This is a genomic window from Clostridium akagii DSM 12554 (genome assembly GCF_000686725.1).
Lineage (GTDB): Bacteria > Bacillota > Clostridia > Clostridiales > Clostridiaceae > Clostridium_I > Clostridium_I akagii.
In genome coordinates this window covers 77062-98610 of record NZ_JMLK01000006.1, presented here as the reverse complement: position 1 = coordinate 98610, position 21549 = coordinate 77062, and the positions used below count along the sequence as shown (strand labels likewise).

21 protein-coding genes are annotated in these 21549 nt (G+C 31.1%); 4 read left to right on the top strand and 17 right to left on the bottom strand.

All coding sequences use genetic code 11. The features are described 5' to 3' along the window. The first annotated feature begins 96 nt into the window (after positions 1 to 96). Positions 97 to 1908, top strand: a complete 1812-nt coding sequence (locus BR66_RS0100595; protein ID WP_026881169.1) for a multicopper oxidase family protein — start codon at positions 97 to 99, stop codon at positions 1906 to 1908. A gap of 91 nt (positions 1909 to 1999) precedes the next feature. Here BR66_RS0100595 and BR66_RS0100590 read toward each other — a convergent pair whose 3' ends face one another. Genes BR66_RS0100590 through BR66_RS0100580 form a run of 3 tightly spaced genes read right to left on the bottom strand, consistent with a single transcriptional unit; the run spans position 2000 to position 4611 of the window. Next, the gene (locus BR66_RS0100590) at positions 2000 to 2650 is read right to left on the bottom strand and encodes a cysteine hydrolase family protein (RefSeq protein WP_026881168.1); all 651 of its coding nucleotides are present in this window, start codon (positions 2648 to 2650) and stop codon (positions 2000 to 2002) included. Between the two features lie 24 nt (positions 2651 to 2674). Then, complete coding sequence (locus BR66_RS22745) at positions 2675 to 3952, bottom strand: B12-binding domain-containing radical SAM protein (protein ID WP_035795107.1); 1278 nt, start codon at positions 3950 to 3952, stop codon at positions 2675 to 2677. Positions 3953 to 3999: 47 nt separating this feature from the next. After that, positions 4000 to 4611, bottom strand: coding sequence for a GNAT family N-acetyltransferase (locus BR66_RS0100580; protein ID WP_026881167.1), 612 nt, complete (start codon positions 4609 to 4611; stop codon positions 4000 to 4002). A 190-nt stretch (positions 4612 to 4801) separates the two neighbouring features. Here BR66_RS0100580 and BR66_RS0100575 point away from each other — a divergent pair, with 190 nt between their 5' ends. Continuing rightward, a complete protein-coding gene (locus BR66_RS0100575; protein WP_026881166.1) occupies positions 4802 to 5185 on the top strand; it encodes a helix-turn-helix transcriptional regulator in 384 nt (127 codons plus the stop codon). Positions 5186 to 5220: 35 nt separating this feature from the next. Continuing rightward, the gene (locus tag BR66_RS0100570; RefSeq protein ID WP_026881165.1) at positions 5221 to 5799 is read left to right on the top strand and encodes an ATP-dependent Clp protease proteolytic subunit; all 579 of its coding nucleotides are present in this window, start codon (positions 5221 to 5223) and stop codon (positions 5797 to 5799) included. 22 nt (positions 5800 to 5821) lie between these two features. Here BR66_RS0100570 and BR66_RS0100565 read toward each other — a convergent pair whose 3' ends face one another. The 8 genes from BR66_RS0100565 to BR66_RS0100530 form a co-directional block, all read right to left on the bottom strand. Continuing rightward, positions 5822 to 6442 (bottom strand): transglutaminase-like domain-containing protein, encoded by a 621-nt coding sequence (locus BR66_RS0100565; protein ID WP_242841083.1) that lies wholly within the window; start codon positions 6440 to 6442, stop codon positions 5822 to 5824. Positions 6443 to 6446: 4 nt separating this feature from the next. Further along, positions 6447 to 6911 (bottom strand): pyridoxamine 5'-phosphate oxidase family protein, encoded by a 465-nt coding sequence (locus BR66_RS0100560; RefSeq protein WP_026881163.1) that lies wholly within the window; start codon positions 6909 to 6911, stop codon positions 6447 to 6449. After that, entirely contained in the window at positions 6908 to 7900 is a 993-nt protein-coding gene (locus BR66_RS0100555) for a hypothetical protein (protein WP_026881162.1), read from the bottom strand. Before BR66_RS0100555 ends, BR66_RS0100560 begins: the two co-directional genes overlap by 4 nt. A 108-nt stretch (positions 7901 to 8008) precedes the next feature. Next, positions 8009 to 10597: a LuxR C-terminal-related transcriptional regulator gene (locus tag BR66_RS0100550; protein ID WP_084156235.1), complete on the bottom strand. Its 2589-nt coding sequence runs from the start codon at positions 10595 to 10597 to the stop codon at positions 8009 to 8011. 44 nt (positions 10598 to 10641) lie between these two features. Further along, positions 10642 to 11619: an ABC transporter permease gene (locus BR66_RS0100545; RefSeq protein ID WP_026881160.1), complete on the bottom strand. Its 978-nt coding sequence runs from the start codon at positions 11617 to 11619 to the stop codon at positions 10642 to 10644. Beyond that, positions 11616 to 12359 (bottom strand): ABC transporter permease, encoded by a 744-nt coding sequence (locus BR66_RS0100540; RefSeq protein WP_026881159.1) that lies wholly within the window; start codon positions 12357 to 12359, stop codon positions 11616 to 11618. Before BR66_RS0100540 ends, BR66_RS0100545 begins: the two co-directional genes overlap by 4 nt. Before the next feature lie 13 nt (positions 12360 to 12372). Further along, on the bottom strand, positions 12373 to 13311 hold the full coding sequence (locus BR66_RS0100535; protein WP_026881158.1) for an ABC transporter ATP-binding protein: 939 nt from the start codon (positions 13309 to 13311) through the stop codon (positions 12373 to 12375). Between the two features lie 152 nt (positions 13312 to 13463). Next, entirely contained in the window at positions 13464 to 14435 is a 972-nt protein-coding gene (locus tag BR66_RS0100530) for a tocopherol cyclase family protein (RefSeq protein WP_035795104.1), read from the bottom strand. Positions 14436 to 14563: 128 nt separating this feature from the next. Here BR66_RS0100530 and BR66_RS0100525 point away from each other — a divergent pair, with 128 nt between their 5' ends. Further along, the gene (locus tag BR66_RS0100525; protein WP_026881156.1) at positions 14564 to 15472 is read left to right on the top strand and encodes an ROK family protein; all 909 of its coding nucleotides are present in this window, start codon (positions 14564 to 14566) and stop codon (positions 15470 to 15472) included. 97 nt (positions 15473 to 15569) lie between these two features. Here the strand turns inward: BR66_RS0100525 and BR66_RS0100520 are convergent, their stop codons facing one another. The 6 genes from BR66_RS0100520 to BR66_RS0100495 all read right to left on the bottom strand — a co-directional run bounded on the left by BR66_RS0100520 (position 15570) and on the right by BR66_RS0100495 (position 21096). After that, the gene (locus BR66_RS0100520; protein ID WP_026881155.1) at positions 15570 to 16352 is read right to left on the bottom strand and encodes a DeoR/GlpR family DNA-binding transcription regulator; all 783 of its coding nucleotides are present in this window, start codon (positions 16350 to 16352) and stop codon (positions 15570 to 15572) included. 14 nt (positions 16353 to 16366) lie between these two features. Continuing rightward, positions 16367 to 17377, bottom strand: coding sequence for an ABC transporter ATP-binding protein (locus BR66_RS0100515; protein ID WP_026881154.1), 1011 nt, complete (start codon positions 17375 to 17377; stop codon positions 16367 to 16369). A gap of 10 nt (positions 17378 to 17387) precedes the next feature. After that, positions 17388 to 18194 (bottom strand): ABC transporter permease, encoded by an 807-nt coding sequence (locus BR66_RS0100510; protein ID WP_026881153.1) that lies wholly within the window; start codon positions 18192 to 18194, stop codon positions 17388 to 17390. Beyond that, entirely contained in the window at positions 18191 to 19036 is an 846-nt protein-coding gene (locus BR66_RS0100505) for an ABC transporter permease (protein WP_026881152.1), read from the bottom strand. Before BR66_RS0100505 ends, BR66_RS0100510 begins: the two co-directional genes overlap by 4 nt. A 127-nt stretch (positions 19037 to 19163) precedes the next feature. Further along, positions 19164 to 19967 (bottom strand): alkaline phosphatase family protein, encoded by an 804-nt coding sequence (locus BR66_RS0100500; protein ID WP_026881151.1) that lies wholly within the window; start codon positions 19965 to 19967, stop codon positions 19164 to 19166. Positions 19968 to 19977: 10 nt separating this feature from the next. Continuing rightward, positions 19978 to 21096 (bottom strand): ABC transporter substrate-binding protein, encoded by a 1119-nt coding sequence (locus tag BR66_RS0100495; protein ID WP_026881150.1) that lies wholly within the window; start codon positions 21094 to 21096, stop codon positions 19978 to 19980. Between the last annotated feature and the right edge of the window lie 453 nt (positions 21097 to 21549).

Here is a 21549-nt window from a genome sequence, read left to right as displayed (position 1 = left end):
ACATTTTATACATTATGCATACTATATTTTAAGACATCAATTATGTATACTCCTTAATTTTCTTATCCAAAATGTATTATGAGGAGCTTGATGTTTATGTATTCAGAACTTGATCCTATAAAAATACCCAAATATAAAAATCAGCTAGTAATACCACCAGTATACCTTCCAAACGTAATAAAGGATCCCTTCAGCAAAGAAATTATAAGCCACAATTATGTGATTTTTGTAAGTCAATTTAAAGAACAGATTTTGCCCTATGGCTTTCCTCGAACTGTTGTTTTCGGATATGGTGGTAATGTTATAGATAAAAAAACAAATAGAACAATTAATAATTTTCGTAATGCTCCTGGTGCTACCTTTGAAACTATTAGAGGAATACCTGTTAATGTTCAATGGATTAATACCCTTAAAGCATCTAATCCATTACCAGTAGACCCCACAATTCACTGGGCAGATCCAAATAACTTGGGTATGGTAGACGCTGATTCAGTTCCACCTTTTCCACCAGGCCTTGCAAAAGCTCAATTTCCAGTTCCAATTGTTACGCATCTACACGGCATGGAAAATAATTCAGTTAATGATGGACATCCCAGTGCTTGGTTTACTGCTAAAGAAGATAAAGTGGGTCCTGAATTTATAACTTCAATTTATCAGTATCCAAATAAACAACCATCTACCACTCTTTGGTACCATGATCATACCCTGGGAATAACAAGACTTAATGTACTAATGGGTCTTGCAGGATTTTATTTAATCCGAGACAGTGAAAATCCCTTAGACATTCCCGGAAAATTTTTTCCGGATAAAAAATATGAAATCCCAATTGTAATTCAAGATAGGTCTTTTTATACAGATGGTTCCTTTTATTTCCCCACAGAGGGAATAAATCCTGATATTCATCCATATTGGATGCCAGAATTTTTTGGCGATACAATAATGGTGAATGGAAAAATATGGCCAAATTTAAATGTAGATCGATGCCAATATCGCTTTAGATTATTAAATGGCTCAAATGCTAGATTTTATAATTTAACTTTTTCTAATAATATGGAATTTATTCAAATTGGTGGTGATGGAGGTTATTTGCCTAAACCTGCAAAACTAACTTCATTACTACTAGCCCCTGGGGAAAGAGCAGATGTTATTGTAGATTTCTCATATTTGTCTCCAGGAATTAAACTAATTTTAGAAAATCATGCTACTGCACCATTTCCAGATGGTGATGAACCAAATCCAGAAACTGTAGCTCAGATTATGCAATTTACTGTTTCGTGTTTCTATCCTTTAAAATCATATGTAATTCCTGGAAAATTAAACAATATTCCAAAACTTGTGCCTGATACTCCTAAGAGAACCTTAGTTCTATTTGAAGTCATGGGTGAAAATGGTCCTACTGAAGTTCTTCTTAATGGTCAAAATTGGTCTGCTCCTATTTCTGAATGTCCTTTGGTAGGTTCAACTGAAAAATGGGAAATTGTAAATTTAACTGGTGATACTCATCCAATTCACTTGCATCTAGTAAATTTTCTGATTCAATCTAGGCAAGCATTTGAAACTGAACAATACACTGATGATTGGATAAATATTAACGGAATGCCACCACTAGATCATCCAACAATAACTCTACCTGTTGATGATTATCTTATTGAGGAACCTATACTTCCTGATGATAATGAAAAAGGTTTTAAAGATACAGTTAGAGCAAATCCAGGTGAGGTAACCACATTTATAGTACGTTTTGCTCCACAAGATTCGGACCCAGACAAAGTTAAACCAGGAGTTAATCTCTTCCCATTTAACCCTAGCCTTGGTCCAGGATACGTTTGGCACTGCCACATACTTGACCACGAAGATAATGAAATGATGAGGCCTTACAAAGTGATTTTAGATAAAGACCCAATGTGAATAGAGCTATATTTGAGTTTTAGCATATAAAAGCTCGCATCTTTTATTTACACTTAAAAGATGCGAGCAAATTGTTTTATCATTTTTCATCCTAACTATTTATATTTTTCACTACTTCTATGCCATTAATGATCATATTATATAGAGCCATGGCGTTCATTAAATCTCCATTATGCATTTCTGCATCATAAGTTTCAACAGCATTAATAGGAACTATAATTCTTGATTTTTTGTTTTTCATATTAAACCACGTTTTTAATGTTAACCCAAACTGCTGAATGCAAATATCCGTGCAATCTCCAGTAATAATAAAAGTATTTTTATCTCTATTTTCTCCAAGCCATTTTTGAAATTTCTCTTCAAGAAATCCATTGGTACTATTTTTAGTTATAAGTTTATATCCACCTATTTCCTTAATTTCATCAACAATTTCTGATTCCCTAGTTCCTTCCAAGCAGTGCACTGGATAAGCTCCAAATTCTGTTGAATCCTCTGTATGACAATCTGAAAATACTATTTTTTCTATATGGGATTCATCACAAGCCCTAGATAGTTTTACTATTTCCGGTATTATAGCTTCGACCCTACTGCTGTGCAAAGCGCCTTCCCTTACAAACCCATTAATCATATCAACAATAACTAATGTTGTGTTCTTAGCCTGAAAATCCCTCAAACTTACACTTGGAAGTTTATCTAACATATTTGATATTTCTTCTATAGTTTCATTTCCTTTATTTATCATATATATTCTCCTCTTGCTCATATATTAATATTTATTGCTCTTTAAGTAATGATGATACATCAAATTAAGTGGAAGAGTCCAATAAAGTCCTGCTGCAGATTTTGATAACCTTTTTGTTATACTTTTCAAAGAATAGAATCGCTTATTAGCCCAATTAAACCCTTGGATAAGTTCTTCACAAGTCATATTTCTTGGCGTAAAAACCACGTCAGTTCTAGCATTGTATTTACTCCAATCATAAGTTAATATTCTTCTCTCTGCTTCTAACCTTTTGAAAAGTGGTGTTCCTGGATATGGCGTCAGTATATTAAATGTTGCATTTTGCACCCCTGATTTTTCGAGAAAATCTAAAGTTTTTTTGAAAATGTCCTTTCCGTCCTCATCAAAACCAAAAACCACACCTGCTTGTACAGAAATACCATAAGAATGAATTTTTTTTATGATTTCATAATAATCTTCAACCTTATTAAATGATTTGTTTGCACTATTCAAGCTGCTTTGAGATATTGACTCTATTCCCAAAAATAATTGTTTGCAACCACTTTTAGAAGCTAGTTTAAGAAATTCATCATCTTTGCCAGCATTTATACTTGCTTGGCTGCTCCACCATTTTTTATATGGAGTTATTGCTCGAAAAAGTTCCTTTGCATATTCTGCATCTGCAGAAATATTATCATCCCAAAATATTATTATCTTGCCTTTAAAAAAAGCATACTCTTTTGCCGCTTCTTCTACTGGCCTTTTTCTTAATTTATTTTTATACATTATTGAAATTGCACAAAATTCACACTTGTTAGGGCATCCACGTGTAGCAAACATTATTCCATTTGAATGATCCTTTCTATGGAATAGATCTTTTCTTGACATGGGTATGCCATTAAGTTCCGGTGGAATAGTACATACATATTTACTTTTATATTGTTTTCTCTCAAAATCATGTATAAATTGAGGCCAAGTTATCTCTGATTCCCCAACAAAAATCACATCGGCATATTTTTCTGCTTCCTCAGGCATCAACGTAACATGAGGTCCTCCCATGACCACCGTAATGCCATTTTTTCGAAATTTTGTAGCTATATCATAGGCATGTTTTGCACTTGGAGTATGGAATGTTATAGAAACAAGATCATAATATTTGGTATAATCTATATTTTCAACTACTTCATCCACATGTTCAATATCCCAGCCAGGTGGAGTAAGCGCTGCCAAATATGGCATAGTGCACTGCTGAAATCCAATAACTCTAGATTTTCTTATAGCCATCATTTCTTTGGAAGCTGCTGTTACTAATAATAATTTCATTTCCGCACCTACCTTGTTTCATATTTGTCCAATGCAAACCATTCTATTCAAATCTTACTATTCTGTGATTCATTAACCTTCTTAGCATGAATATTAATCTTAGCCTCAATCAATGATTTTATATATTCAGATTTGAACTCCTTAGCCAATATATCCATATAGATTTCATCATACTTGTTTCCACCAATAATTTTAGCTTCCCTTAATCGACCTGCTACTTTAAATCCTACCTTTTCATAACATTTTATGGCCGGATTATTATAAGAATAAACTTTTAGATGTATACTATTTAAATTTAATATATTAAATCCAAAATCCAGTAGCAGGCTTAATGCTTCTGTTCCATAGCCATCACTCCAATAATTTTTGTTGCCAATAAATATTCCTACTTCACCTCTGTGGTTAATATAATCAATGACTGGAAAGCCAATATTACCAATAACTTCATCTTTTTTAATATCTATAATTGCAAAATTAAATTCAACTTTTGTTAACCTTTCTAAAATGTTTTTTTCTGATTCCTCATCTATTAGCTTATACGCAAATATCATTCCCATAGACACTTCCATATCATTTACCCATTCTGTATACTTTAAATAATCATTTTTATCTATTGGGGAAAGATACACCTTACTACCAACTAACTTCCTAAAATACATATTTATTATCTCCTTTTTTATCGTAGAATATTTTACCTTGTATCCAAAACTCACTTATGTATACTATTATAAACCACAGCATTAAACTTTTATATAAATATATGTCATAAAACCAGCAAAAAAAGACAGGATTTATATAATAAGTTAATATATAATATAGAAAAAGGCAAAGGGAGGTAATCATGCTATCATGAATTATGCTATTTGTATTAAAAAATCCATTGATTATATTGAACATAATTTAAAAAATAAAATAGAGCTAAAAGACCTTGCTGAAAATGTTTTTTTATCAAAGTACTATTTTCATAGAGTTTTTCATTCCATTGTAGGTGAACCTGTTGCTGAATATATACGAAAACGAAGGCTCATGGAAGCTGCAAATGAACTAGTCAAGGGTAATGACAAGATTGTGGATATAGCTTTTAAATATCAATTTAACTCACAAGAAGCCTTTACTAAAGCATTTAAACGGATTTATGGAATACCACCAAGTCAATTTAGAAAAAATAATTTAAATATAACTCCAATAGGTTCAAAAAATAAAGTTACGAGTCAGCTTAATTTGGCGGCATAATATTTATATGAAAAATTTTTTATGAGGTGATTTTTATGAGTTATGTACCTATAGTTATTGAACGTACAAATTCTGGTGAACGTTCCTATGACATTTATTCTAGACTACTTAAAGATAGAATAGTGATGCTGAATAGTGAAGTAACAGATGAAAGCGCAAGTTTAATAGTGGCACAGCTATTGTTCCTTGAATCTGATAATCCCGATGCTGACATTAATTTTTATATAAACAGTCCGGGAGGTTCTATTACTGCTGGAATGGCTATATATGACACAATGATATATATAAAATCCCATGTATCTACAATATGCGTTGGGATGGCTGCAAGCATGGGTTCATTTCTACTTGCAGCTGGTGAACATGGAAAAAGATGTGCTCTTCCAAATAGCGAGATTCTTGTGCATCAACCTTCAGTATATGGTGGTTTTAAGGGTCAGGCTACAGACATAAGAATTCATACAGAGTGGCTACTTAAAACTAAAAAAAAGCTAAATAAGATATATGGTGAAAATACAGGTAATTCAATAGAAAAAATAGAACGTGATATGGAACGTGATTTTTTTATGTCTGCTGAGGAAGCTTTAGCCTATGGGATAATAGACAAAATACTTTAGAAATATGCTTTAACCCCTATTTCTATTTTCCTAATTCACTAGGCAGATTATTGAAAAGTTCCTCAACTGTACCATATGAATTCAAAGCATTTATAACATTATTATCTGGTTTTACAAAAATTATTGGTATATCTACTTCTCCAAGTTGGCATCTAACATGGAAGGCTAATTTTTCCTCATTTATAGAAAATTCAGCATTTACGCCTATTTTATTACCTCTTGAATCTAGCCTTATCCATTTTTGTAGTTCTTCTATGTATACAGCATTTAATCCATGTAAAATAAGCCAGGGTTTTGTTTCATCATCAAGAATAAGCTTTTGATAGCAAAAACCTGTTGGGATGCCCAAATAACGCAAGAGTGCCGCTAGCAAGTGAGCTTTAGCAAAACATATTCCCTGTTTCTCCTTTAGAACATCCGATGCTTTGCATGTAACAACATCACCATTTATATCAAAAGAATGTGAAATGTTATCTCTAACGTATTCATATACTTTTTTTGATAATTCTAATTTTGATTTTGTGTTTTCTTTAAGGTTTTCAGCTAACTCCGTTATATTAGTATTGTCAAAATCTATTATTGATGTACATTCCAAATAATCCTCTATATCGTTTGTTTCTAAAATTTGGTTCAAATTGTCCACCTCATTATCTTCTTGCTTTTCCTGTTAGATGTTGTATATTGATTTTAATCACTTTAACCCTGTCTTTTGCCTTCTCTATATACTTTTTGCCTTCATCTAGAAAATCGTGAGAATATTTATCAACAAATTGTAGTAATATAATATCCTTCAAATCATCCGTAACTTGACTTGCAACCCCAGAAGCTATGACGCTTTTATATTTTGTACTAAATTCACTTGGCAAAACTTCCGTACTTGTAACAACGCAAAATGATATCTTGGCATCTCTTTCAATATTTTGAAGCTTATACCCCTCTTTAGCACTATGAAAATATAAAGATTTATTATAATAAACATAATTCAGTGGAACAATATAAGGATACCCATCTTCACCTGTAGTGGCAAGAGTTCCATATTCCCCATTAATTAAAACTTCTTCTATACCATCATTAAAAATTTCCCTATCTTTTCTTCTCATTTCTTTGATCATATTGACATATCCCCCTTATCACTTTTCAAACGACCTCTTACAACACCAATACCAAAACAAATAATTGCAACTACGATTATAGAAATCTGGTCAAGTGGATTATCTATTAAATATTTGAAATAATCAACTGTGACACTGTAAATATCATTTGCTGTAAAACTAAATCCTTGTGATATTATAATTGATCCTATAATTGAAATAGGAACTTGAATAAAACAAATCATTCCTACCAGAATCCTTATAAATACACTAAATGACTCCTCTAAATAATATTTGTTAAAGGCTGAAATGATTAAAAAACATGCAAATATAGGTATTACTATATAATTTTTCTCCAATTTATATATTGAAAGACCATACACCACACTTGTAACAATACACATCATTATAGAAGCAATTATAGCTTTGATTATATTATTAATTGGCTCTTCATAGTCTTCATTTGAATTTACTATTTCTGCTTCATTTTCTATACCCGTTTGATTTATTTGATTTTCTATCGTTAACAACAATCTTTCAACCTCAATATCTTTATATAGTCTAAGTGGTATCTGAAATGAATATGATGGAATGCCACTTATTGAATTAAAACTATTAGAAATACTTCTTTTTCTTCTTTTTAACCTATCTTTTTTAAGCAAAATTGCAATAAAAATATTATTTTTATATTCATATGCTTCAGTACTATTAATCTCACTCCAATAAGCCACTTTAGATTTGAATGGAAGAGAAACTTTTATATATTCTGATGTCATTTCTATATAATAGCTTTTAAGAATTCCTACTGCTATGACCATATAAGCTAAAAAGATACCTGTAATTAACATGAATATTCCAAAAATCGCCCCCATAACAAGATCATCTTTCATGATAATCACAAAAAAGAAAATAGAACAACCTACCATAAGTGAAGAGCAAAATAGATATAAAAAAATTGATTTCAAATTAAAACTTGATTTTTTTAAAAATGGAATATTATATTGTTCCACCTTTTCCCCCCCCTAAAATTTATTAATCTAAAAACATAAAGACTTATTTCTATTATATCTTAATATGGGTATTATGAAATATATTCACTAAATAAAAACTAGTTTAAATTATAAAATTTTATTTTTTTTGGCAGCTTCAATCGCTGAAACTCTGTTGTTGACTTGAAGTTTACTATATATATTAATAATGTGAGATTTAACTGTAGCTAGTGTAATAAATAGATGTTCTGCAATCTCTTTGTTTGATGAACCTTTTGCCATTTCATTTATTACATCAATTTCTCTTTCACTGAGTATAGACTTTGTTTCAATTTTACAAATCCTAATTATTTCTTTATAATGTGCCTCTTCCTCAGAACTCAAGTCCTTATAAAAATCACTTTCATATTGTTTTATAACCTTGGTCACAATTTCACTTTCAAAATAATATGGAAGGAGAATTTTATCTTTATAGCTATAAAATATATCCTCCCTGAATAAATTTATTATTTCACGCTTTTGGCCTTGCACGCCATAAATCATTTTTATTTTGAAAAGAGATGCCTGCACAAGTTTTAGCTTTATTTTGTTTAAACGAGAATATCTTAGAATGTCATCGGTAACCTCCATGGCTCGCTGGGTTTTTCCTTGATAAAACAATATATTAGCATAAAGCAGTTTGCTGTCAAGACTGCGATTAATCTTTTCCATACTTTCATAGTCCACAATAAACCGTTCTACAAACTCACCCGTATATTTATTAATCTTAAAAACATATTTTAAAAGAGGAGCTATATACACAAGATTTGAATATATCATTTCAATGTCCAAAAGTTCATGAACAAGTTTGATTGCGCCCTCTGCATCCCCAGAAATAAATTTGTATTCCGCTAGATTGTATCTGTATCCTCCGTCAATTGAAGACGAAACATTATCCAAATCCGAATTATATTCTGCAGCACTTTTCAGACATTTTTTTGCATTTTCTAGATCCAGCTGTTTCAAATAAAGTCCAGTAATTCCAATATAGAAGCTTGCATTTAGCATAAAAAGACTTTCAGTAGATTTCAGTATTTTATCCATATCTTTATACATAGCTAAACATTTATTGAATTCGCCTTTTTCCTCTAGTATCTGAGATTTAGTACTAAATGCAAAAAACATAATATAGGAATTGCTCTTACTTACTGAATAACTCATAGCTTTTTCGGTGCAATCCAATGACTCATCATATTTACACTGTGCAAGTAAAAAATATGCATTTTTTATTAGTATATAAGCCTTTGTAGCCTCCTTTAATGGTAGCTTGTCAATTTCTTCAATGGTCATAACATCAATCTGATTTATTTTAAAATTTTCTTCTACAAACATATTTGAAAATTCAAAGGCAGGAAAGGTTGCGTCATCTGACATATTATTATCAATCACATCATATAATTCCTTAGCTTTTTCAAATTCCATATTAGCGTAATAATAAAAGAAGCACTGATAAGCAAAATCAGGATTTTTTGTAATCGCTATATCTGGAATCTTATCTACATATGAAAGTAGTGCTACGCTTTGAGGAAGCTCCAAAATAAATTTCATTGCAGAGGCATAATCCTCGGCTTCTATTAATTGATCTATACACTGATTATAGTCGCAAAGTTTTTCTAAAACCTCTGCTGCCCTTATATGAAAACCAATTTGCGTTTCCTTTTTTAAGCCTTTAAATCTTCCAATTAAATATTCTTTTAAAATATTATGATATCTATAAATTCCATTTTTCTCATCAATACATATGATTAATATATTCTTCTGAATTAAACCATCCATTATTTTCTTAAAATTAAGTTTGTCTAAGAGATTAATACATATTTCTTCATTAAAATAAGGCAACATAGATGTTACCACAAGAAATTGCTTTTCTTCAGAATCTAAAAATTCATATATTTCTTTTGTAAGATAATCTCCCACAAGTTTATTTTCAAGTCTTAAGTTTTTGATTTCCATTTCACTTTTTCCATTTGTAGCTGCTGCCACAAGCTGAAGCCCACCAATCCACCCTTCAGAAATATGGTTTATAAAGTCCAGTGTTTCCGGTTTAAGGTTAAGTTTTAAAGTATCCTTTAAAAACTTTATTCCGTCCTCCTTAGAAAGCTTTAATTCATTTTCGTCTATTACAAGGAGTCTACCCTCCATATTCAGTGCGCCTAAATACAAAATGGGCTCATATCTGGTAAGCATGATTAAATGAACATTATCAGAAACATTCCTCAGAAAAAAATCTATGGTGTGGATTAAAAAACTATCAGTTACATAATAAATATCGTCTAATACTATAAATATATCCTCCTTGTTATTGAGACCATTTATTAGAAGTGTGAGTAGCTGTTCTAAATTGCTTTTTTGAAAGTTTGAATCATACAATGACAAAAAAGCTTTCCTATCTTCTCCAAGATATTCTCCTGTAACCTCTATAAAATAATTCCAAAACATAAAAACATTATTACATTTTTCGTCAAGTGATATCCATTTAAAATTTGAAATGTTTTTTTCCTTAGCAAAGGAAGTTATAAGGGTAGTTTTCCCTGCCCCTGCACAACCTTTAACTAAAGTAACATTGTACTCATTTATTTTATCCAGCTTTGAAAATATTTCTTTTCTTATTATATAATCTTTTCTTGGCTGAGGCATTTTTAGTCTCGTGGACATTAAAAGCACTTTATCATTCATCATATCACCTAAATTTTCTTTCTTTATTACTATAATCTTATTTTACTTCAATCTTCCCTAAGTACATAGTCTTTTTTCATCTTTATTATGGAAAATATAAAAAATACTAGTGATATGATTATTACATATAAAAGCTGTGGAAGAATCGACGCAATGTTTTTTCCATTTTCCAGTCCTTGCACAAAACTAAGAAAGTCCTTTTGTGGTAGTATCCATATAACCTTCTCCAATATTTTATTTCCATTTTCAAAAGAATAAAAACTTCCTGCAAGAATTGTTGTGAGCACTACTATTGAAGATCCCATCATATTTGCTGTATCTGATACTTTTACAATTGCGTTTATAAACATTGCAAAAGCTATACCAAAAGATACTATTATTCCAAGTAAGCCTGCGTACTCTAGTAGACTAAAGCCTATATTATATCCAAAAATTTCTTTCATTACAGCTAATATAAAAAATGCAGGCAAAGAGACAATAAAAAAGTTAAATATAAAATTGGATAGCAGATACTTGATAAAATATATAGGTGCCGCTGCTATTCTTTCAATTTGCTTAAGTTCTATATCTTCGGCTAAGGTAAACATAAACAGAACACCTTGCAGTAGAATGAACATTAGAAGATAACCTATAATAGTGGTGCCTATACCTCTAGAATCTTTGCTTTCAGGGTTAAAACCCTTAGGATTTTTTAATACCATTTCTAATGTTTTTCTATAATCTTCGTTTTTTATTGTATCAATAGCATATTTACCATTTCCCTTGTCTATTATAACCCCGTCATATTTGCTAAGTACTAATTCATATTTTTCAGGTTCCTTGTCAAGACGAGTAACATTAGCATATTTAGACTTAAAATTAGATGTTGTGCTTTTGGTTACAATGGCAATATTTGCTTTAGTTTGAACGTTTGAAGTTAAATACACTCCCAAAACAATGGATATCATGGTCATTAATACTGAAATAAGAATATAATATTTTCTAGTGCTTATTCTGCAAAAATCATTTCTAATAAAATTTATCATATATAATCCTCCATTCTATAGAATTTTCCACACAAAAGCAAGGCTGCTATGGACAATACTATTATTATAATTACCGTAGGCAAGTAGTAAGAAAAGTCCTTGTCATATATGACTTTGAAAATATCAGTTACAATCCATTTTACAGGAGAGATATAGCTTATATTTTCTACATTCTTTCCAAATCCACCAAGCTGAAAAAATAGACCTCCAAGAACCGCTGAAATATTTATTACAATACTTAAAATCTGATTTGCAGTATTTTCACTCTTAAAAATACAACAAAACAGTACTCCAAGTATAGATGCCAAAAATTCAAACAAGAGTAATACTAAAATTACAAATAAAACATTTGTCCCTCCAAAATTCACATTTAGAGAAAGATGTAATACTAGAATTACAAGTAGATGACAAATAGAGGAAAATACAAAAGAAGCTAATATTTTAGAAACATACATAAATGATTTTGGCACAGGTGAGTATATTATCCGCATGTTCCCTTGTTTGATTTTTTCCTCCATAAAACTATTTGAAGATATTGTTGCTGAATTGAAAATAACGTAAATCATCATAGATACTCCATAATAGTCATATGCTGTAACACTAATTCCATAACTTCCGCTACTTAAAAAACCAAGAACTAATACAAGAAGAAACGGAAAAAGAGTACCATTAAAAACCCACATAGGGTTAAATATTAGATTTAAAAAATCTCTCTTGAAAATTCGTGAAAATCTGTACATAATATTCCTCCTTTTAATCCCTCAATTTTTTACCAGTTAAGTTTAAAAATACGGTTTCTAAACTAGCAGTTTCACAATTTAAATTGTTAATCTTAACAGAACTGTTTACCAAAATGGCTATAAGTTTATCCAGATTTTCCACCCCAGTTAATGTTGTAATATTCAGCTTGCCCCCTTCTATTTTGGCGTTCTTTACTCCCTCAACATTATAAAATTCTTCTAAATTCACCTTATCTAAATCATCAACTTCAATAACAAACCTCTTATCATTTACTATTTCTTCTTTTAATTTTTCCTTTGTTCCAGAAGCTATTATTTCGCCTTTGTCCATTATAATTATCCTTGTGGATATTTCCTCAACTTCCTCCATATAATGAGTTGTATATATAATTGTAGTACCTTTTTCCCTCATCTTTTTTACTGAACTTAAAATGTAATTTCTAGATTGTGGGTCAATTCCAACTGTAGGCTCATCCATTATGAGTATTTCAGGATGATGTGCAATAGCGCAAGCAATATTAAGCCTTCTCTTCATTCCTCCTGAAAAAGTATTCACCCTATCATTTGCTTTTTCTGTAAGTCCAGCAATTTCAATTGCTTCATCAGTTCTTTCATTAAGTTCTTTTCCTTTTAATCCATAAAGTGATGCAAAAAATCGCAAATTTTGCTGGGCTGTTATATCCTCGTACAGAGAAATCTCTTGTGGTACTATTCCTAGTTGCTGCTTAAATTTTCTATCACCTTTCTCAATTTTTCTTTCCTTGTAAAATATTTCACCTGATTCATAACCTAGAGCCCCTGTAAGAATGTTTATTGTAGTACTTTTTCCAGCTCCATTTGGCCCAAGAAAACAAAGTATTTCCCCCTTTTGTACATTAAATGATATACCTTTGATAACTTTTTTACTCTTATAACTTTTTTCAAGGTTTTTCACACTAATCATTTTTTCCATCTCAAATCATCTCCTCAGTAATTATTGTAACTTTAGAGGGCAAAAATGAAATCAACCTTTCGGTTGATTTCATGGGTTGATTTATATTTTTTTATAAACTAATTCATTGATTAATAAACTTATTAACAACCAAATACCAATGATAAAACCATTTAAAATCCTACCACTTCAATTCCTGCAACAACGCCAATATCTTCGTATATAATTTTATTCTCATTGTTATATAAACAAATTTTCACCTTTCCCGATAATTCCTCTTTGATCTTTTTTACCATATTTCCTTTATGTGGAGCTATTAACTCTCCTGATTGATTTAAAACTGCTTCAATACTTAATTTTACTTGGCTATTTTCTAATACTAAAGTTACGTTATCCTTATCTATATTTTTAATTCTCATTTTGCTACTGTTATAAGTAGCAAACCTGTATTCTTTACCATCTAACACCAAATTACAAATATATCCTCTGAAATTTTTTTTCATAAAAGGTATGTTTGCAACGGAAACAAAAACGCTGGTATTTTTATCTTTAAAAGTATTACATTGCATCCAAATATATTCTTTAGGGAAAGATGTTCCCCAATCTTTCTCCAGGTACCCTTTCCCACTTGTAAAATTTATTTCTTTGTTATTGATTTTTAGCATTCCATCAATTCTATGATTCATGCTTATAATCCCATGATAACATTCCATTTTAGGAATATAAGCAAAAAAGCCCATTATATTTGGCATTAAAATAGATTTTTTTATAGTAGTAAAGGAACCTAATTTTATATTGCCTTGTATATTTACCTTGTCATTAGCCAGATCAATTAAAATCTCTGATTCGGAAAAAACATTTCCTCCAACATTCACTGTGAATGGAGTTTCACTATATTTAAACTCTTTTAGTGGATATTTTATATATCCTGTATTGGTAGTTTTTTTGTTGTTTTTATAAAAGCTCACAAATATATACTGAACAAAACTGTGTGGATCATCATCAAATAAACTAATACCGGGTATAAAACTTATAACATTTTTCTCATCATTTGATATTTGCTTATAATACCAGCCTTCAAAATAATGCTTTTTTTTAAGATCTCCTTGAAATAATATGGGATTTTTAATTTTTTTTAATGTCATATCCATCACCTGCTTTAATAGAATTATACTAATCCATTACACTTGTTGCAATGCCTTTAATATAAATTTATGATAAAATATTGAGGGGATGTTTTTATAAAAAAATCAAAATATGGGGAGTGGTTATAATGAATTTTTTGATATTAGACGTAGGTGGTCAATCTATAAAGTATGCCCTTATGAATGAAAGAGCAGAATTTATTGAAAAGGGGAAAATACCTACCCCAACAGATACAATTGAAAATTTTGTTGATGTTGTTGGTAATATTTTTGATGAGCACAAAAATATTATTCAAGGTATGGGTGTAAGCATGCCTGGGCGTATAGATAGTGACCGTGGTTATCTATACACTGGAGGAGCACTAAAATATAATGACAATACAGAGATGAAGGATATACTTGAAAAACGATGTCCCTTGCCAATTACAATAGAAAATGATGGAAAATGCGCTGCTCTAGCTGAAGCATGGATAGGGAATCTTCGGGATTGCGATGATGCTATGGTTATAGTTATTGGTACTGGAATAGGTGGTGGTGTGATTAAAAATAAAGAATTGCATAAAGGTAAACATTTTATAGCCGGAGAATTTGGTTTTATAAATATGCCTAGCGATAACTCAGGGGATAAATCTGCTGGCATGCTATCATCACAATGTGGTACACCATATTTGTGTAAATCAGTTGCTAGTGCCAAAAATTTGCCCATAGAAAAAGTGGATGGATACAAAGTATTTGAATATGCAAAGAATGGTGATACAGAAGTGCTTAATATCTTGGATGACTATTGTCATAAAATGGCGCTACAAATCTATAACCTACAACATATTTATGATCCAGAAAAATTTGCAATAGGCGGTGGTATAAGTAAACAAAATATTTTCATTGAATATCTTCAAAATAATATTGAAAAATGTGCTAGTGAAATACCCTATTTAATAAAACCTAAAATACTTCGTTGCAAGTTTTTTAATGATTCAAATTTAATCGGATCATTATATAATTATCTTACAAAATTTCATTATCCAACTATAATTTAATCTACTCTAAATAAGCGGTTAATAATATTTAAGTTTTGTGAACGCTATGAAATAAAAAACGTTCACAAAACCTATATAAACATATGTTTACATTCACCTATTTATTTACCCATACTATATTTTTAATTTTCATGTCTTCTTTCCATTGCTCAGGTAACTCACTGTCACATATTATTACATCTGCATTGTCAATATCTGCAACTTTATATAAATTGATAACCCCAATTTTGGAGTTATCAACTAAAACCATTATTTCTTTTGATTTACTCATTATTCTTCTGGATAAGCTTGCTTCTAGCTCATCATAACTTGTTATCCCTTGAACTATGGTTAGTCCTCCGGCTGCAACAAATGCTTTATCAACATACAGATTTTTAAGCATATCCTCCGCTATAGGTCCAGACACAGTCATCTGCTGAGAGTTTATTTCTCCGCCTAAAAATATTATATTACCATTAAAATGTTGCTTGTTTTTTTTCTCTATCAATTCATTCAGTGCAGGAACCGAGTTTGTAACTACAGTAATATTATTTTTTCTGCATATCCATGGCACCATCTTAAGTGTTGTACTTCCAACGTCAAGGGCAATTACATCGTTATCTTCAACAAAATCAGCCGCCAGTTTTCCTATTTTTTCTTTTTCATTTTCGTGTTTTGTGAATCTTTGTAGATATGGAGGTTCTACCCCTGATGATGATATTTTTATGGCGCCACCGTAAACTTTTTTTAATTTTTCATCAATTTCTAATGCCTCTAAATCCCTTCGTATGGTTTCAGATGACACTCCAAACTGCTTAACTAAATCATTTACCTTTACCTTACCATGACTATCCAAAAGCTCTATTATTATTATCTTTCTTTCTTCTGAAAGTAAGGACAAACTAAACACCTCGTTTAATTTAAATTTTTCAGTTCTTCATAAGGTATGTTAATTGAAACATTGCTTCCATTATTATACCATCTATTGTTATGTTTATTCAATATATCCACTGTGTAACTATTTTTATAAGAATTCACAGTGTATCTTATTATATTACCTAGTATTATAGAATCCATAATAGAGCCTTTTAAAGTAATATATCCTTCTTTTAGCTCATTATCAGAAACTTCAATAGCTTCAGGTCTTACAGCAAAAAGATTTCCTTTGATTTCCTTAGGTATTACATCAATAATGTCTTCTCTTGATATAACATTGTAATTTCCCATAAATCTTGCCACAAATTCATTTTTGGGACATGTATAAACCTCCTCAGGAGTACCCTGTTGCTCAATATTCCCTCCATTCATTAAAAATATTTTATCTGAAATCATGAGAGCTTCTTCCTGATCGTGAGTAACAAATATAGTAGTTATATTAAGTTTTTTCTGAATTTCCCGTATTTGAAGTCTTAACATTCTTCTTATCTTAGCATCAAGAGCACTCAAAGGTTCATCCATTAGAAGAAGCTTTGGCTTCATGACTATTGCCCTTGCAAGTGCAACTCTCTGCTGTTGCCCCCCTGAAAGCTGATCAGGATAAGCATTTTCTTTGCCCTGAAGTTCCACAAGAGAAATTATATCCTCCACTGTTTTCTGAATTTCATCCTTTGGAATTTTTTTCATCTTAAGACCGAATGCTATATTATCTTTTACTGTCATATTGGGAAATAAAGAGTATGACTGAAATACCATACTTATATTCCTATCCTTTGGTGCAAGTTTTGTTATATCTTTATCATTTAGGTTTATATCTCCACTGTCCACATCTGAAAGTCCTGCTATAACTCGTAGCAGAGTACTTTTACCACATCCACTTGGACCAAGTAGTGTAACAAGTTCTCCTTCCTCTATATCGATACTAACATTTGACAATACCTTGTTTTTTCCAAAACTTTTTTCCAACTTATCAATTGATAAAAAACTCATATTAATCCCCCTACAAATTTTCTTCTATTTTTCTTTCCTTGCGGCTTGATCCAATTTTCAAAATTATAATGGATAAAATTAAAATCACTACAAAATAACTTATCACAATAGCACTTGTAATGTGTCCACTTTCTGCTCTCTTACTGTACAGATATATCTGTACAGTTTCAAACTGACCTCCTGCAAGTAAATTCGTAAGTACAAACTCACCGAAGAGTATAGAAAATGACAGTAATGCTGATGATATTACTCCTTTTGATATGTTAGGTAGTACAACTCTTATAAAAGCCTGAAATTTTGATGCATGTAGAATTTCAGCAGAGTCCATAAGTTGCTTAGCATTTATGACTCTAAGACTATTCCGTATTGATTGAAATGTGTACGGAAGAACAATTATAAAATAAGCACCTACAAGTATCCATATAGTTCCTGTAAGCATAAAAGGTTTTTTAGAATAGAAATTCAGAAGACCAACAGCAAATACCACACCAGGTATTGCAAAAGGTATTGTTGTTATTATATTAAGATATTTTTCAAGTCTAGGTTTATATACAACTACTGAAAATACTGTAGGTATCATAATCACAAGACTTAAAACTACAGTTATAGTACAGACTAAAAGTGAACGTGCAGCAGAACTAATAAACCTTGGGTCTTTGAAAATTGTGCTGTACCAAGTAAGGCTTAACCCTTCTGGCAAAATTGTAGCCTCCCATTTTGAAGCTATGGAAAACACAAAAGTAGCAAGAAGAGGAATAAATAAAAAAGCCAATATAACGATTATTATAATGTAATGTACTATCAAATTTTTTTTCATATTGTCCTCTCCTTCCTTATTAATTTAACATTTATAATATTAACAATAGTGAGTATAAGTCCAAGTATTACTGCAAGTGCACTTGCCTGCATAGGATTCATAAATATGTCACCTGAAACAAGAGCTCCTATTCTAAGTGGCATTAGGTTTATACTTCCATTAGTAAGTGCAAGTGCTGTAGCATAAGCACCCATAGCATTAGCAAACATTATGTTAAAAGTACCTATCATACTTGGAAGAAGTACTGTTATTCCAATATTTTTCCAGAATTGAAATGAAGATGCTCCAAGTATTGAGGCTGCATCTTTCCATTCCTCCTTTATAGCATCAAAAGCTGGATACATAAGTAGAATTCCAAGTGGAATCTGAAAATATATATATACAAGCTGAAGTCCCGATATCGAATATAAGTTGAAACTACTGGCTAAGTTAATACCAAATTTTTTAAATATAAGAGTGAAAACTCCATTATTGCCAAGTATTATTATAAATGCGAAAGCCAGTGGTACACCTGAAAAGTTTGATGTCATATTTGACATAGTTATTATCTTTTCACGTACCCTAGTTGAAAATTTAGATATAGAATTAGCTCCAATAGTAGCTATTATAATACCTACAATACTTGATTCTAGTGAAATAAGTATGCTGTTTTTTATACTCTGGTAATAAAATGGGTTTTTTAAAGCATTGGAATACTGAGCTAATGAGAACCCTTGCCCAGTATTATCTTGAAAGCTGCTAGTTATAACTGAATAAAGAGGTACAAATTCAAAACCAACTATTATTAAAACAAAAATTATCAAAATAATTATAACGGGACTATTATCCCTTAATCTATTCATATTTTTCCTCCCTTATAGGTGATAATTTAATAAAGGCATCTTGAAAAAATAGCAAGCCATTATGCCACCTATATTTTCCTTCAGATGCCTAAAACCGCTTTGCAAAAAAATTTGCAAAGCGTAAATATTATAGTATACATTTCTCCATTTTTTCAGAAGGCTCAATACCAAGTAATTTACATACAATTGGTGCTACCTGAAGCTGAGGAAGATGGTCCCTAAAATTTTCTGTGTTACTCTTTGATCCAATAATCCATAAAGGTACTTGTCTTTCAGAGTCATCTATTCCTCCATGTAAACCCAAATCGTGCATACCGTGATCTGCAGTTACTATTATTTTATAACCAAGTTTCTCCCAAGTTGGTATGAACATCCCTAATATAAAATCTATGCGCAGAGCACTTTCATAATATTCCTTGGAATTCCCCCCAAATTTATGACCTGCATAGTCTACACCCATGGGATGTATAAGAAGAAAATCAGGATCATGTTCATTTCTTAAAACCTCAGCATCCAGAAAAAGGTGGCTATCTGGATATGTATCTTCAAAATAAAATTTTCCATATTGTATATTTTTAGTTTCATCTTTTTGCTCTCTGTCTTTAACATAATTAAATGGTGAAGAATTATACAATTCGCTTATCCAATAATAGGCTGCAGCTGCGGTTTTAAGCCCATTTTTTTTTGCTAAATCAAATATGCTTTCTTCTGTAGAACGCCTTACTATAAGATTATTTGTAATATTATTTTCATAACAAGGAGTTCCTGTAAGAAGAACTTCATACAAAGGTCTTGAAAGCGTTGGTAGCTCGGCTTTAACCTTACAGAAAAAAGCTTTTTTATTTTCAGCAAGATGCATCATGTATCCCATTCTTTTTGATGCTGCGAAGTTTAGTGCATCAACAATTATAAATATTACTTTATTACTCACCTGAATTCACCTACTTAACATAAATTAATACTTTTTCCTGCCATAGCTGTGGTAAATTTTGCATTGTTTGTGTCCATGCAGTTGTATCTTTTACAGGTTTTGCATTTTTGTAATCAGAAGTAGGAAGTGTCTTAGCTTTAACATCAGCAGGAAGCTTAACGTTACTTCTTATTGGTCTTGCATATCCTCTTGCAAGATTTATCTGGCCTGCATCGCTGAATATATACTCTCTTGCAAGTTTTGCTGCTGCTGGATCAGGAGCATATTTATTTATTATAGTGGAATATCCACTTACCACTGCACCATCATTAGGTATTGTAACTGTAAAGCTATCTTTTCCAAGTTTGTCCCTTAAAGCTAAAGCGTTAAAGTCCCATAAAACACCAACTTGAACTTCACCTTTTTCAAGATTTGCTGCATTACTATCATTTGTAAGAAGTCTTCCTTCCTTAGCAAGTTTAGCAAAGAAGTCTATAGCGGGCTCAATGTTCTTTTCACTTCCACCAAAGGCATACGCAGCAGATAAAACTACATTCTGAGATGAAGCCGCTTTAGTAACATCACCTACAGAAACTTTATAATTACCTTTTTCTACATCTTTCCAAGTTTTAGGAGCATTACTAACAAGCTTAGTATCTGTTATAAAAGACATGGTTCCCTGATAAGCTACCATCCAGTTTCCATCTTTATCTTTAGCCCAACTTGGAACTTGATCCCAATAAGATGTTTTATATGGCTGTGTAACACCTTTTTCAACTGCAATAGGCGCAAACATAGCTCCTACATCACCTATATCAGCAGTAGGATTATTTGCTTCTGCTGTAAATTTGCTAATTTCTTCTGCACTAGACATGTCTGTGTCATTATGCTGTATTCCATATTTTGTTGTTATACCGCTCCATGTATCTTTCCAATCTGCCCAATCATCAGGCATTCCTACGCTTACAACTTTCCCCTCTTTTTTAGCTGTAGCAGCTAACGATTTTAATGATTCCTGTTTTTCAGCCTTGATTTTATTAGCGGAATCCGAAGCCGATGCCGAAGCTGCCCCACACGCTGTTAAACTCATTAATAAAGTTATAGACGCAACAGAAATAATTATCCCCTTAACAAAAATATTTTTATTCATAATTTAATACCTCCTATATTTGACTCTAGTTGGTATTTTATATGAAAAATGTTAAATCCACATTATGTTCTGGTTAGTTTTATGTTGAATTGAGGTTTTTTGTTGCACTACAAATATTAATATTTTTAATTCATTTATGGGATATTTGTAAATGTGCATTTCCCAATAAGTTGTGCTACCTATTGGGAAAATTCGAAACAATTAAAATATTCAAAGATACATTGAATCTAGAATAAATTGTGTTATACTACAATATAAATATCTTAAATGAAAACTCATACGATATAATTATTTATGCATTAGGAAAAGCTTTACAAAAATTCAGCTATGATTATAAGTCTATTTGGTTACCATTAATTTTTCTAGATTATATAATTGAATTGAGATTAAAGTTGTTCACGTTAACATATGAAATTTTAAACTTTAAAACTAATGAATTATAATTTGTAAACT

Excerpts from the sequence above, each read along its gene's own strand:
- BR66_RS0100595 (WP_026881169.1), top strand. The coding sequence starts at position 97 with ATGTATTCAGAACTTGATCCTATAAAAATACCCAAATATAAAAATCAG.
- BR66_RS0100525 (WP_026881156.1), top strand. The coding sequence starts at position 14,564 with ATGAATTTTTTGATATTAGACGTAGGTGGTCAATCTATAAAGTATGCC.
- BR66_RS0100580 (WP_026881167.1), bottom strand. The coding sequence starts at position 4,611 with ATGTATTTTAGGAAGTTAGTTGGTAGTAAGGTGTATCTTTCCCCAATA.
- BR66_RS0100550 (WP_084156235.1), bottom strand. The coding sequence starts at position 10,597 with ATGATGAATGATAAAGTGCTTTTAATGTCCACGAGACTAAAAATGCCT.
- BR66_RS22745 (WP_035795107.1), bottom strand. The coding sequence starts at position 3,952 with ATGAAATTATTATTAGTAACAGCAGCTTCCAAAGAAATGATGGCTATA.
- BR66_RS0100505 (WP_026881152.1), bottom strand. The coding sequence starts at position 19,036 with ATGAATAGATTAAGGGATAATAGTCCCGTTATAATTATTTTGATAATT.
- BR66_RS0100510 (WP_026881153.1), bottom strand. The coding sequence starts at position 18,194 with ATGAAAAAAAATTTGATAGTACATTACATTATAATAATCGTTATATTG.
- BR66_RS0100530 (WP_035795104.1), bottom strand. The coding sequence starts at position 14,435 with ATGACATTAAAAAAAATTAAAAATCCCATATTATTTCAAGGAGATCTT.
- BR66_RS0100495 (WP_026881150.1), bottom strand. The coding sequence starts at position 21,096 with ATGAATAAAAATATTTTTGTTAAGGGGATAATTATTTCTGTTGCGTCT.
- BR66_RS0100575 (WP_026881166.1), top strand. The coding sequence starts at position 4,802 with ATGAATTATGCTATTTGTATTAAAAAATCCATTGATTATATTGAACAT.
- BR66_RS0100515 (WP_026881154.1), bottom strand. The coding sequence starts at position 17,377 with ATGAGTTTTTTATCAATTGATAAGTTGGAAAAAAGTTTTGGAAAAAAC.
- BR66_RS0100545 (WP_026881160.1), bottom strand. The coding sequence starts at position 11,619 with ATGATAAATTTTATTAGAAATGATTTTTGCAGAATAAGCACTAGAAAA.
- BR66_RS0100560 (WP_026881163.1), bottom strand. The coding sequence starts at position 6,911 with ATGATCAAAGAAATGAGAAGAAAAGATAGGGAAATTTTTAATGATGGT.
- BR66_RS0100570 (WP_026881165.1), top strand. The coding sequence starts at position 5,221 with ATGAGTTATGTACCTATAGTTATTGAACGTACAAATTCTGGTGAACGT.
- BR66_RS0100590 (WP_026881168.1), bottom strand. The coding sequence starts at position 2,650 with ATGATAAATAAAGGAAATGAAACTATAGAAGAAATATCAAATATGTTA.
- BR66_RS0100540 (WP_026881159.1), bottom strand. The coding sequence starts at position 12,359 with ATGTACAGATTTTCACGAATTTTCAAGAGAGATTTTTTAAATCTAATA.
- BR66_RS0100535 (WP_026881158.1), bottom strand. The coding sequence starts at position 13,311 with ATGGAAAAAATGATTAGTGTGAAAAACCTTGAAAAAAGTTATAAGAGT.